The 12,139-nt window shown below is 71.0% G+C and carries 12 protein-coding genes and 1 pseudogene; 12 read left to right on the plus strand and 1 reads right to left on the minus strand.

The features are described from left to right. Window positions 1–29: 29 nt before the first annotated feature. The gene (locus HC028_RS17395) at window positions 30–2,189 is read right to left on the minus strand and encodes an elongation factor G-like protein EF-G2 (RefSeq protein ID WP_168078400.1); all 2,160 of its coding nucleotides are present in this window, start codon (window positions 2,187–2,189) and stop codon (window positions 30–32) included. A 168-nt stretch (window positions 2,190–2,357) separates the two neighbouring features. On the opposite strand from HC028_RS17395, the gene pgsA reads away from it, so the two are divergent. The 12 genes and pseudogenes from pgsA (at window position 2,358) to yajC (ending at window position 12,116) form a co-directional block, all read left to right on the plus strand. Then, window positions 2,358–2,969 (plus strand): phosphatidylinositol phosphate synthase, encoded by a 612-nt coding sequence (gene pgsA / locus HC028_RS17400; protein ID WP_168078401.1) that lies wholly within the window; start codon window positions 2,358–2,360, stop codon window positions 2,967–2,969. Further along, a complete protein-coding gene (locus HC028_RS17405; RefSeq protein WP_168078402.1) occupies window positions 2,966–3,928 on the plus strand; it encodes a phosphatidylinositol mannoside acyltransferase in 963 nt (320 codons plus the stop codon). Before pgsA ends, HC028_RS17405 begins: the two co-directional genes overlap by 4 nt. Before the next feature lie 14 nt (window positions 3,929–3,942). Continuing rightward, window positions 3,943–5,088, plus strand: a complete 1,146-nt coding sequence (locus HC028_RS17410; RefSeq protein WP_168078403.1) for a glycosyltransferase family 4 protein — start codon at window positions 3,943–3,945, stop codon at window positions 5,086–5,088. A 14-nt stretch (window positions 5,089–5,102) separates the two neighbouring features. Next, window positions 5,103–5,624 (plus strand): LemA family protein, encoded by a 522-nt coding sequence (locus tag HC028_RS17415; protein ID WP_168078404.1) that lies wholly within the window; start codon window positions 5,103–5,105, stop codon window positions 5,622–5,624. A gap of 108 nt (window positions 5,625–5,732) precedes the next feature. Continuing rightward, window positions 5,733–6,653, plus strand: coding sequence for a pyridoxal 5'-phosphate synthase lyase subunit PdxS (gene pdxS / locus HC028_RS17420; RefSeq protein WP_168078405.1), 921 nt, complete (start codon window positions 5,733–5,735; stop codon window positions 6,651–6,653). 81 nt (window positions 6,654–6,734) lie between these two features. Then, complete coding sequence (gene pdxT / locus HC028_RS17425) at window positions 6,735–7,343, plus strand: pyridoxal 5'-phosphate synthase glutaminase subunit PdxT (protein WP_168078406.1); 609 nt, start codon at window positions 6,735–6,737, stop codon at window positions 7,341–7,343. Beyond that, the gene (locus HC028_RS17430) at window positions 7,343–8,095 is read left to right on the plus strand and encodes a YebC/PmpR family DNA-binding transcriptional regulator (protein ID WP_168078407.1); all 753 of its coding nucleotides are present in this window, start codon (window positions 7,343–7,345) and stop codon (window positions 8,093–8,095) included. Before pdxT ends, HC028_RS17430 begins: the two co-directional genes overlap by 1 nt. 136 nt (window positions 8,096–8,231) lie before the next feature. Beyond that, the gene (locus HC028_RS17435) at window positions 8,232–9,341 is read left to right on the plus strand and encodes an aminotransferase class V-fold PLP-dependent enzyme (protein ID WP_168078408.1); all 1,110 of its coding nucleotides are present in this window, start codon (window positions 8,232–8,234) and stop codon (window positions 9,339–9,341) included. A 41-nt stretch (window positions 9,342–9,382) separates the two neighbouring features. Then, window positions 9,383–9,880 (plus strand): annotated as a pseudogene (ruvC, locus tag HC028_RS17440) (crossover junction endodeoxyribonuclease RuvC); the annotation flags it as partial. A gap of 107 nt (window positions 9,881–9,987) precedes the next feature. Next, window positions 9,988–10,590, plus strand: coding sequence for a Holliday junction branch migration protein RuvA (gene ruvA / locus HC028_RS17445; RefSeq protein ID WP_168078410.1), 603 nt, complete (start codon window positions 9,988–9,990; stop codon window positions 10,588–10,590). Further along, on the plus strand, window positions 10,587–11,627 hold the full coding sequence (gene ruvB / locus HC028_RS17450; protein ID WP_168078411.1) for a Holliday junction branch migration DNA helicase RuvB: 1,041 nt from the start codon (window positions 10,587–10,589) through the stop codon (window positions 11,625–11,627). Before ruvA ends, ruvB begins: the two co-directional genes overlap by 4 nt. Before the next feature lie 144 nt (window positions 11,628–11,771). Next, window positions 11,772–12,116 (plus strand): preprotein translocase subunit YajC, encoded by a 345-nt coding sequence (gene yajC / locus HC028_RS17455; RefSeq protein WP_373313950.1) that lies wholly within the window; start codon window positions 11,772–11,774, stop codon window positions 12,114–12,116. Window positions 12,117–12,139 lie beyond the last annotated feature (23 nt).

Below are 12,139 nucleotides of genomic sequence, written 5' to 3' on the forward strand. Positions count from 1 at the left end.
CGGAGCTGACGCCGTGGGCGGGTGCCGGATCATCCGTGCCGGACGGCGGCTTCCTTTTTCACCTGCTCGGCCAGGTGGGCCGGCATCGTCTCGTACCGGACGAAGGAGCGGGCGAACGTGCCGGAGCCAGAGGTCATCGCCCGTAGCTCCACCGCGTAGCGGACGAGTTCGGTGGTGGGCACCTCGGCGCGTACCACCGCCCGGTCGCCGTTGCCGGTCTCGGTGCCGAGCACCCGGCCGCGCCGCCCCGACAGGTCGCTCATCACCGGGCCGACGAACTGGTCGGGCACCCAGACGGTGACCGTGTCGACCGGTTCGAGCAGGACGACCTGCCCCTTCTCGGCCGCCTCGCGCAGCGCCAGGGCGCCCGCGGTCTGAAACGCCGCGTCCGAGGAGTCGACCGAGTGCGCCTTGCCGTCCACGAGCGTCACCCGCAGGTCCACCACCGGGTACCCGGCCGTGATGCCGCGCTCCATCTGGGCGCGGACGCCCTTCTCGACGCTCGGGATGTAGCTGTTCGGCACGGCCCCGCCGACGACCTTGTCGACGAACTCGAACCCCGATCCGCGCGGCAGCGGCTCCACGTCGATGTCGCACACGGCGTACTGCCCGTGCCCGCCGGACTGCTTGACGTGGCGACCGTGGCCCTTGCTGGCCGCAGCGAACGTCTCGCGCAGCGCCACCCGTACCGGCTCGGTTTCCAACTCGACCCCACCGGCGCGCAGCCGGTCGAGCACCACGTCGGCGTGCGCCTCGCCCATGCACCACAGGACCAGTTGGTGCGTCTCGGGGTTGCGCTCCAGGCGCATCGTGGGGTCGCCGGCGACGAGCCGGCCCAGGTTCTTGGCCAGGGCGTCCTCGTCGGAGCGGCTCTTGGCGACGATCGCCACGGGCAGCAGCGGCTCGGGCATCTCCCACGGTTCGACGAGCAGCGGAGCGTCCTTGGCGGAGATGGTGTCGCCGGTCTCCGCGGACGTCGACTTGGTCACGGCGACGATGTCCCCGGCGATGGCGCAGGGCACCTCCCGCAGGCTGGACCCGAGCGGCGAGTACAGGTGGGTGAAGCGCTCGTCGGAGTCGTGGTCGGGGTGGCCGCGGTCGGCCATGCCGTGCCCGGCGATGTGCACCGGCTGGTCGGGGCGCAGCGTGCCGGAGAACACCCGCACGAGTGAGACGCGCCCCACGTACGGGTCGATCGTGGTCTTGACCACCTCGGCGGCGAGCGGGCCGGCCGGGTCACAGGTCAGGGGAGCGCGCGGCGAGCCGTCGAGGCCGGCGACGGCGGGCAGCGGATGCTCCAGCGGCGATGGGAAGCCCCTGGTGAGCACCTCGAGCAGGGCGTCCAACCCGACAGAGGTCTCCGCGCACACTCCGACGACCGGGTAGAAGTGGCCGCGGGCCACCGCCTTCTCGAGGTCGTCGATGATCACCGACTCCTCGATCTGCTCGCCGGCCAGGTACCGGTCCATGAGCGTCTCGTCCTCGCTCTCGGCGATGATGCCTTCGAGCAGGGCGTTGCGGTACTCCTCGATCGCCGGCAGGTGCTCGGGATCGGGTTCGCGCACCGCCGGCGGGTAGCCCTCGGAGTAGTCGAAGACGCGCTGGGTGATCAGGCCGATCAGCCCGGCCACGGTGTGCCCGTCGTCGCCGAACATGGGCAGGTACAGCGGCAGCAGGTTGTCGCCGAAGACCCGCTGGCAGATGGCGACGGTCTCGTCGAAGTCGGCGCGCTGGTGGTCCAGGCGCGTCACGGCGACCGCGCGTGGCATCCCGACCGCCGCGCACTCCTCCCACAGGGCGCCCGTGGCCGCGTCCATGCCGTCGGCCGCCGACACCACGAACAGGGCCGCGTCGGCGGCCCGCAGCCCGGCGCGCAGCTCGCCGACGAAGTCGGCGTAGCCGGGTGTGTCGAGCAAGTTGACCTTGATGTCGTTGTACATCAGGGGAGCGCACGCGAGCGCGACCGACCGCTGCTGTTTCACCGCGGCCGGGTCGTGGTCGCTCACTGTGGTGCCCTCGGAGACCGATCCCGCGCGGCTGATCGTTCCGGTCGCGGCCAGGAGGGCCTCGACCAACGTGGTCTTGCCGGCGCTGGAGTGGCCGACAAGCACCACGTTACGAACCCTCCCGGGTTCTTCCACCACCGGCGCGGGGCCGGTGACCCCTTTCTCCTGACTCTTCTGTGCCATCGCACGCCTCCCGTCAGGTGACAACTGTTAATTTGTCTGTGATCAATTTCACGCCGGGGGCCTCTCTATTGATCCCACACCCGAAACAACGCAGGCACAAGCCCAGCCGGCGTGGCGCAGGGTGGGCGATATGCCGCGCCTGCAGTGCGCCGATAGGGTGAGAGCGCCATGGCGAAGATCTTCAGTGTTGTGACCAAAACGGGTTTGCTCCGTGTCGTCGACCCGGTGGCCCGGGCGCTGCTGCGCGCGGGCGTATCGCCGGACGTGGTGACGGTAGCCGGCACCGTCGGTGTCGTTGTCGCCGCGGTGGGGTTGGCCACCCGCGGTCACCTGGTGATCGCCGCCTTTGTGATCACGGCGTGCGCGTTGACCGACATGCTCGACGGGGCGATGGCCCGGGCCCGCGGGACCACCAGCCGGTTCGGCGCGCTGCTGGACTCGACGATGGACCGGATCGCCGATGGCGCGATCTTCGGCTCGCTGGCGTACTGGCTCGCCACCCAGAACCTGCGCGGCACCCTCGCCGCGGCGCTGATCTGTCTGATCGCCGGGCAGGTCGTGTCGTACGTCAAGGCCCGCGCGGAGGGTCTCGGCCTCGAGGCCAACGTCGGCATCGCCGAGCGGACCGAGCGTCTGCTCATCATCGGGCTGGGCGGGCTCGCCTGGGGCCTGCACATCCCGTACGCGCTGGACGTCGCCCTCTGGTTGCTCGCAGTCCTGTCGGTGATCACGATCGGGCAGCGGATGACCCACGTCTACCGGCAGGTGCGCGCCTCGTGAGTCTGGCGGAGTTCGGGTACGCCGCGGGGTGGCGCGTGGTCCGCGCGCTGCCGCGCCGGGTGACCTGGCCGGCGTTTGCCGCGGGCGCCGACTACGCGGTGCGCCGGCGGGGGCGGGGCGTGCAGCGGCTCGCCACGAACCTGCGCCAGGTGGTCGGGCCCGACGTGCCCGACGCCGAACTCGACGACCTCGTCCGGGCGGGCCTGCGGTCGTACGCCCGGTACTGGCTGGAGGCGTTCCGGCTGTCGGCGATGAGCCGTGACGAGATCCTGCGGACCTTCCGGCTGGAGAACGAGGACGTGCTCGCAGCCGAGATCGCGGCCGGCCGCGGCGTCGTCGTGGCGCTGCCGCACGCCGGGAACTGGGACCTCGCCGGGGCGTGGGTCGCCGCCAAGGGCTGGCCGATCACCACCGTCGCGGAGCGGCTCAAGCCGGAGCGGCTGTATGAGCGCTTCCTGGCCTTCCGGCGGGGGCTCGGGATGGAGATCCTCCCGCTGACCGGCGGTGAGCGCCCTCCGATGGACGTGCTCGATGAGCGGGTGCGCGCCGGCGTCGTCGTCCCGCTGCTCGCCGACCGGGACCTGTCCGCGCGCGGGGTCGAGGTGGACTTCTTCGGCGCCCGTACCCGGATGCCACCCGGCCCGGCGCTGCTGGCGCTGCGCACGGGCGCGCCGCTGTACACCGCAACGATGTGGTTCGAACCCGACGGCGCCCGCGCCCGCCTGGTCGGGCCGCTGCCGCCACCGGAGGACGGGCCGCTGGACGCGCGGGTGCGTCAACTCACCCAGCAGGTGGCCGACGGCCTCGCCCAGGGCATCGCGGCGCATCCTGAAGACTGGCACATGCTGCAAAGAATGTGGTCTTCGCGCTCGCCTGACGGCTCGAGCGGTCTTGCGCCCTCGCCGGACGGCTCGGCCGATAGTGGTCCAGCTACTGCCGCCCGTCACGGGCGAGGTTAAAGAAGGGATCTGGAGTGCGTATCGGCATCGTCTGCCCGTACTCCTTTGACGTACCCGGGGGCGTGCAGAACCATGTCCGTGACCTCGCCGAGACCCTGATCCGGCTCGGTCACGACGTGAGCGTGCTCGGCCCGGCCGACGAGGACGCGGAGCTGCCGCCGTACGTGGTCCCGGCCGGCCGGGCGGTGCCGGTGCCCTACAACGGCTCGGTGGCCCGGTTGGCGTTCGGGCCGCTGTCGGCCGCCCGGGTGCGCCGCTGGCTCGCCGCCGGCCGCTTCGACGTGCTGCACGTGCACGAGCCGTTCAGCCCGAGCCTGTCCATGCTCGCCGTGCTCGCGGCGCGCGGCCCGGTGGTGGCCACCTTCCACACGGCCATGACGCGCTCGCGGGCGATGGCGGCCGCTCAGGGCGTACTCCAGCTGGTGTCCGAGAAGATCACTGGGCGGATCGCGGTCAGTGAGCTCGCGCGCAAGGTGCAGGTGGAGCACCTCGGCAACAGCGCGTGGGAGATCCCCAACGGCGTCGACGTCGCCCGGTTCATCGCCGCCGGGCCGCTGCCGGGCTGGCCCGGCCCGGGTGGCGCGATCGGGTTCCTGGGCCGCTACACCGAGCCGCGGAAGGGTTTTGCCCTGCTGCGGGACGCGTTCGCGCTGCTCGCCCCGGCGCGTCCGGAGCTGCGGCTGTTGGTCGCCGGGCGCGGTGAGCCCGACGACGTCACCCGGGATCTTCCCGACAAAATACGTGAGCGGATCGTCTTTCTGGGCATGGTCTCCGACGACGAGAAGGCGCGGATGCTGCGCAGCGTCGACGTGTACGTGGCGCCGAATACCGGAGGAGAGTCGTTCGGGATGATCCTCACCGAGGCGATGGCCGCCGGTACGGCGGTGGCCGCCAGCGACCTGGACGCCTTCCGCCGGGTTCTGGACAACGGCCGGGCCGGCGCGCTGTTTCCCAACGGCGACGCCAACGCCCTCGCCGCGCTGCTCGACCGGCTGCTCGACGACCCGGCCGCCCGGGACGCCCTGGTCACCCGGGCCCGTGAGGTCGTCTCCGGCTACGACTGGCCGGTGGTTGCCGGCCGGGTCCTGGAGGTCTACACGACGGCCATCGAAGCGACCGCGGGCGTGGTGATCGACGAAACGACGGACCCCGTTCTCTAGGGGTGGGCATTACGATGCGCGGCATGTGGTGGGTCGTCGCCGTCGTGGCTGTCGTGATGCTGGTAGCCACCTATCTGACCTGGACGGCGTCCCGCGTCGACCGGCTGCACGGGCGCGCCGCCGCGGCGTACGCGGCGCTCGACGCGCACCTGGTGCGCCGGGCCGTCGCCGCGTCCACGGTGGCCGAGGCGGTGCAGATGCCCGAGCTGATGTACGCCGCCCGGACCGCGATCGAAGCCGATCCGGCGGAGCGCGACATCGCCGAGAACGATCTCACCCGCCAGCTGCGGTCCGTCGTCGCTGAACCGGACCCCCCGGCCTTCGCCGAGCTCGTCGCGGTCAGTCGGCGCGTGGCGCTGGCCCGGCAGGTCCACAACGACGTCGTGCGCGACGCACTTGCGGTACGTCGCCGCGTGCTGGTCCGGGCGCTAGGGTTGGCCCGCAAACATCCCCGGCCGGCGTACTTCGACGTCGACGACCCGACGCTGGAGCCGGCCCCGGCGGCGATGGTGACCCCGCCCGCGGTCCAGGCCTGACCGCCAGGCAGGCCGCGACCTGCGAATTGGCCGTCGGACGCGGTCCGGCCAGGGCGTACCATTTAGGCCAAGATCTTGAACCCTTTCCCGCTAGGAGCCGGTACCGCAGTGTCCGAACAGACCCCCTCGTCCACCAGCAGCAACGCGCCCGTGACCGGATCCGCCCGGGTCAAGCGCGGCATGGCCGAGATGCTCAAGGGCGGCGTGATCATGGACGTGGTCACCCCGGAGCAGGCGAAGATCGCCGAGGACGCCGGCGCTGTGGCCGTCATGGCTCTCGAGCGCGTACCGGCCGACATTCGGGCGCAGGGTGGCGTGTCTCGCATGAGCGACCCCGACATGATCGACGGCATCATCAACACCGTGTCGATCCCGGTGATGGCGAAGGCCCGGATCGGCCACTTCGTCGAGGCGCAGGTGCTGCAGTCCCTCGGTGTCGACTACGTCGACGAGTCCGAGGTGCTCACCCCCGCCGACTTCGAGAACCACATCGACAAGTGGGCGTTCACCGTCCCGTTCGTGTGCGGCGCCACCAACCTCGGTGAGGCCCTTCGCCGCATCAACGAGGGCGCCGCGATGATCCGCTCGAAGGGCGAGGCGGGCACGGGTGACGTGTCCAACGCGACGACCCACATGCGCAAGATCCGCCAGGAGATCCGCCGGCTCACCTCCCTGCCGGAGGACGAGCTGTACGTGGCCGCCAAGGAGCTGCAGGCGCCGTACGAGCTGGTCAAGGAGGTCGCGGCCACCGGCAAACTGCCGGTCGTGCTCTTCACCGCGGGCGGCATCGCCACCCCGGCCGACGCCGCGATGATGATGCAGCTCGGCGCCGAGGGCGTCTTCGTGGGCTCCGGCATCTTCAAATCCGGCAACCCGGCGCAGCGCGCCGCCGCGATCGTCAAAGCGACCACGTTCTACGACGACCCGGACGTGATCGCCAAGGTGTCCCGCGGCCTGGGCGAGGCGATGGTCGGCATCAACGTCGACGACATCCCGGTCCCGCACCGCCTCGCCGAGCGCGGCTGGTAGTCAACTTTTCGGCGATCTTGGACACTTGGACCGGGTATAGGTGGTCCAAGTGTCCAAGATCGTGTGGTTTGGGGGAGAACAGTGATCATCGGTGTACTCGCCCTGCAGGGCGACGTCCGCGAGCACCTGAACGCGCTGGCCGAGTGTGACGTCGTGGCCCGGCCGGTGCGCCGCCCCGAGGAGTTGGACTCGGTCGACGCCCTGGTGATCCCGGGTGGCGAGTCGACCACCATGAGCAAGCTGGCGATCGAGTTCGGCGTCCTCGAACCGCTGCGCAAGCGGGTGGCCGGCGGCATGCCGGTCTACGGCTCCTGTGCGGGAATGATCATGCTCGCCACGGACGTTGTGGACGGCAGACCTGACCAGCAGACCCTGGCCGGTATCGACATGGTCGTCCGGCGCAACGCCTTCGGTCGGCAGGTCGACTCGTTCGAGGGGCCGGTCGAGATTGCCGGCATCGACGGCGGTCCGTTTCATGCGGTTTTCATCCGCGCGCCGTGGGTCGAATCGGTCGCCGCTGACGTTGAAGTATTGGGACGGGTCACGGAAGGGCCGGCCGCCGGTAGGATTGTCGCGGTTCGGCAGCGGAACCTGCTCGCGACCGCCTTCCATCCGGAGTTGACGGGGGACCTTCGGGTCCACCGGTTCTTCGTGGAGATGGCGCGGGCCGCAGAGACGACGGAGGGGTAATGTCCGGCCACTCAAAGTGGGCGACGACCAAGCACAAAAAGGCGGTCATCGACGCCAAGCGCGGCAAGCTGTTCGCCCGGCTCATCAAGAACGTTGAGGTGGCGGCTCGTACCGGCGGTGGCGACCCGGCCGGTAACCCCACCCTGTTCGACGCCATCCAGAAGGCCAAGAAGAACTCGGTACCCAACGACAACATCAACAACGCGGTCAAGCGGGGCGCGGGCCTGGTCGCCGGCGGCGCCGACTGGCAGACCGCGATGTACGAGGGGTACGGCCCGAACGGCGTCGCCATCCTCATCGAGTGCCTGACCGACAACAAGAACCGGGCGTCGACCGAGGTGCGCACCGCGCTCACCCGCAACGGCGGCAACCTCGCCGACGCCGGCAGCGTGTCGTACATGTTCTCGCGCAAGGGTCAGGTCATCGTGCCCAAGGCCGATGGGCTGACCGAGGACGACCTGCTGCTGGCCGTGCTGGACGCGGGCGCCGAAGAGGTCAACGACCTGGGGGAGTCGTTCGAGATCGTCTCCGAGCCGAGCGCTCTGCTCGACGTGCGCAACGCCCTGCAGTCGGCCGGCATCGAGTACGAGTCGGCGGAGTCGTCCTTCGTGCCGAGCGTGACCGTGCCGCTCGACGAGGAGGGCGCGCGCAAGGTCTTCAAGCTCATCGACGCGATCGAGGACTGCGACGACGTGCAGAACGTGTACGCGAACTTCGACGTCAGCGATGACGTTATGGCGGCGGTGGGCTGAACGCCCGTTCTTCCAGGATCACCGAGGGTTTGTGGGGTCGTATAGCCACGCAAACCCTCGGTGATCTTTTTTTGGCGGGCCACTGGGCCGCGATTGGCGCTCGTAAAGCCGTTGCGCGCCCTTCTAGCGTCGGGTCATGGAGATTTCGTCGGCGCAGAAGCTGTGGGATCCGCTTCCCGGCTGGCTCAACACAGCCAGTTACGGCCTGCCACCACGGCCGGCCTTCGACGTGACCCAGGCCGCCCTCGAAGGCTGGCGGGTCGGTCGCACGTCCTGGGAGCCGTGGGGGGAGTCGACCGTACGGGCCCGGGCCGCGTTCGCGCGGCTCGTCAACGTCCATCCGGACAACGTTGCGATCGGCAGTACCGTGTCGCAACTGCTCGCCCCGGTCGCCGCCGCGCTCCCCGCCGGCACCCGCGTGGTGGCGCCGGAGATCGAGTTCACCTCGAATCTGTTCCCCTGGCTGGTCGCGCCCGGCGTCGAGGTTCGGACGGTGCCCGCCGACCGGCTCGCCGACAGCATTGACGCGCGCACCGACCTGGTGGCGTTCAGCCTTGTTCAGTCGGCTGACGGGGCGGTCGCCGACTACGACGCGGTCGTCGCGGCCGCCCGGGCGCACGGTGCGCTCGTCGTCGTCGACGCCACCCAGGCCTGCGGCTGGCTGCCGTTCGACGCGGGCCGGGCGGACGCGGTCGTCGTCGGCGCGTACAAGTGGCTGATGTCCCCGCGCGGCTCAGCGTTCGCGTACCTGGCGCCTGAGCTGCGGGAACGGCTGACCCCGTACGCCGCCGGCTGGTGCGCCGGTGAGGACGTCCACGACTCGTACTACGGGCCGCCGCTGCGGCTGGCCTCCTCGGCTCGTCGCTTCGACATCTCGCCGGCGTGGTTCTCCTGGGTGGGCACGGCGCCAGCGTTGGAACTCGTGGAGGAGATCGGCGTCGAGGCGATCCACGCGCACAACGTCGCACTGGCGAACCGGTTCCTCACCGGCCTCGGGCAGCCGCCGGGTAACAGCGCGATCGTCACCGTGGACGTCCCGGGCGCCGAGGAGCGGCTGGCCCGCACGGGCGTACGGGCCGCGGTCAGGGCTGGCCGGGTCCGCGCGTCCTTCCATGTGTACTCGACCGACGCCGACGTCGACCTGGCCCTCGAAGCGCTGCTCGGGGAGGGATGGCGGGGCGGCAGTGCGCGTGACGCCGGCACGTCTGCCCGTGTCGCGCCCGAATCGTCGCCGGGTGACCGGTAGGGTGTCGAACAGACGTACGGCGACATTGCGGGAGGAAGTCGGTGCGGGTGCTCGGCGTCGATCCGGGGCTGACCCGGTGCGGGGTCGGCGTGGTCGAGGGCGTTCCCGGACGCGCCTGCACGCTGATCGAGTACACCGTGGTGCGTAGCGACCCCGACATGGATCTGCCCGACCGCCTGCTCAACCTCGACGTGGCGCTCACGGAACTGGTCGCCCGGCACCGCCCCGACTCGGTGGCCGTCGAGCGCGTGTTCAGCCAGCACAACGTCCGTACGGTGATGGGCACGGCCCAGGCCAGCGCCGTGGCCATCCTCGCCGGAGCGCGGGCCGGGCTGCCGGTGCAGACGTACACCCCGAGCGAGGTGAAGGCGGCGGTGACCGGCTCCGGCACTGCCGACAAGGCGCAGGTCACCGCCATGGTCACCCGGCTGCTGAACCTGGACGCCCCGCCCAAGCCGGCGGACGCGGCGGACGCCCTGGCGCTCGCGATCTGCCACGTCTGGCGGGGCGGCATCAAGTCCAAGCTCGCCGCCGCTGCTGCTGCCGAGACCAAGCTGGCCGCCGCGTCCAAGCTGGCCTTCGCGTCCAAGCTGGCTGCGGCTGCGGCTGCGGCTGCCGCAGCCGGCAGTCGTCGAGGAGGTCAACGGTGATCGCAAGTGTCCGGGGCCTGGTGGCCGCGGTCGGGCCGGACGGCGCCGTGATCGAGGTCGGCGGCGTCGGCCTGGCCGTGTCGTGCACCCCCCACACCCTGGCCGGGCTCCGGGTCGGCGCCGAGGCGCGACTCGCCACCACCCTGGTGGTCCGTGAGGACTCGCTCACCCTGTACGGCTTCGCCGACGACGACGCGCGGGAACTGTTCGAACTGCTGCAGACGGCCAGCGGGGTCGGGCCGCGCCTGGCCCAGGCCGTCCTCGCCGTGCACACGCCGGACACGGTGCGCCGGGCGATCGCCGGTGGCGACACGGCCACCCTGACCCGGGTCCCCGGCATCGGCAAGAAGGGTGCCGAGAGGCTCGTCCTGGAACTGCGGGACAAGGTCGGGCTCGTCCCCGGCAGCGAGGGTGCGCTGCCGGCGGCCGGCGCCGCCTGGGCCGACCAGGTGAAGCAGGCGCTGGTCGGGCTCGGCTGGACGGCCGGCCAGGCTGACCAGGCGGTCGCGGCCGTGGCGGAGAGCCTCGACGGTCAGCCGGCTCCGCCCGTACCGCAGCTGTTGAAGCTGGCGATCCGGATGCTCGGGCGGACCCGGTGAGCGAGTCCCTCACCTCCGCGTACGCGTCACCGGAGGAGCGCGAGGCCGAGGCCAGTGTGCGCCCACGCAGCCTGGATGAGCTGGTGGGCCAGGACCGGGTACGCGAACAGCTCGAACTCCTGCTGCACAGCGCGCTGCGGCGGGGCGCCCCGCCCGACCACATCCTGCTGTCCGGGTCACCTGGCCTGGGCAAGACGACGATGGCCATGATCGTCGCCGGCGAGCTGGGCGTGGGGCTGCGGATCACGAGCGGGCCGGCGATCGAGCGGGCCGGCGACCTCGCCGCCGTGCTGACCAGCATCGGCCCGGGCGACGTGCTGTTCATCGACGAGATCCACCGGATGGCCCGCCCGGCCGAAGAGCTGCTCTACAGCGCGATGGAGGACTTCCGGGTCGACGTCGTGGTCGGCAAGGGCCCCGGCGCGACCGCCATCCCGATCGACCTGGAGCCGTTCACGCTGGTCGGCGCGACCACCCGGGCCGGCCTGCTGACCGGCCCGATGCGTGACCGGTTCGGGTTCGTCGGGCACCTGGAGTTCTACGAGCCGGCCGAGCTCGAGCGCATCGTGCGCCGCTCGGCGCGGATCCTGGGCGTGCCGATTACCGACGACGGCGCCGCCGAGGTTGCTGGCCGCTCGCGCGGCACCCCCCGGATCGCCAACCGGCTGCTGCGCCGGGTCCGCGACTACGCCGAGGTACGGGCCGACGGTGTGGTGACGGGGGACGCGGCGCGGGCCGCGCTGCGGGTGTACGACGTCGACGAGCGGGGCCTGGACCGGCTGGACCGGGCGGTGCTCAAGGCGCTCGTCGAGTCCTTCGGCGGCGGTCCGGTCGGGCTATCGACGCTCGCCGTGGCGGTTGGCGAGCAACCGGATACCGTTGAGGAGGTGTGCGAGCCCTTCCTGCTACGGGAGGGTCTCCTCGCCCGTACTCCTCGTGGCCGGGTCGCGACGGCTGGAGCCTGGCGCCATCTCGGAAAAACACCCCCGCCGGGGGCAGTCGGAACAACGCCCGACCTGTTCAGTGTTGAGCCCTGAGAGCGCCGTAATCGGACCGTGATCGATGCTGGGTCCAGTGGTTTCGCGCACACCGACTAGACTCGCCGCGGTCCGTACTGGACGCGTTACCTCGTCTTGGGCGATGGGACGCCCGAAATGAGCCGATAACGGAAGGCTGGCACCGTGCCTCTCGCCGCAACGAACCAAGGCAGCCCGCTCGGGATGTGGATCCTGCTCGCGCTGTTCATCTTGGCCGCATACTTTTTGATCATTCGACCGCAGCAGCGCCGTCGCAAGCAGACCGAGGAGCTGCAGTCCTCGATCGCCCCCGGCGACGAGGTCATGACGGTCGCGGGGCTGTACGGCAAGGTGGTCGACATCGACGACAAGACCGTGACGCTGGAGGTGGCGCCGGGTGTGACGAACCGGTACGCGCGGCAGGCGATCGGCCAGGTCGTCAACAAGGCGGACGCACCGGCGGCGGAGTCAGAGCCCGAGTCCGAGTCGGCCGCCAAGGACACCGAGTAGCGCCGCCCTCCCCCCGACCTGAC

This window comes from Planosporangium flavigriseum (assembly GCF_011947225.1).
Classification (GTDB): domain Bacteria; phylum Actinomycetota; class Actinomycetes; order Mycobacteriales; family Micromonosporaceae; genus Planosporangium; species Planosporangium flavigriseum.

Bases quoted from the DNA above. Each gene is read 5' to 3' on its own strand.
- HC028_RS17395 (WP_168078400.1), bottom strand. From the start codon at position 2,189: ATGGCACAGAAGAGTCAGGAGAAAGGGGTCACCGGCCCCGCGCCGGTG.
- pgsA (WP_168078401.1), top strand. From the start codon at position 2,358: ATGGCGAAGATCTTCAGTGTTGTGACCAAAACGGGTTTGCTCCGTGTC.
- HC028_RS17415 (WP_168078404.1), top strand. From the start codon at position 5,103: ATGCGCGGCATGTGGTGGGTCGTCGCCGTCGTGGCTGTCGTGATGCTG.
- HC028_RS17430 (WP_168078407.1), top strand. From the start codon at position 7,343: ATGTCCGGCCACTCAAAGTGGGCGACGACCAAGCACAAAAAGGCGGTC.
- HC028_RS17435 (WP_168078408.1), top strand. From the start codon at position 8,232: ATGGAGATTTCGTCGGCGCAGAAGCTGTGGGATCCGCTTCCCGGCTGG.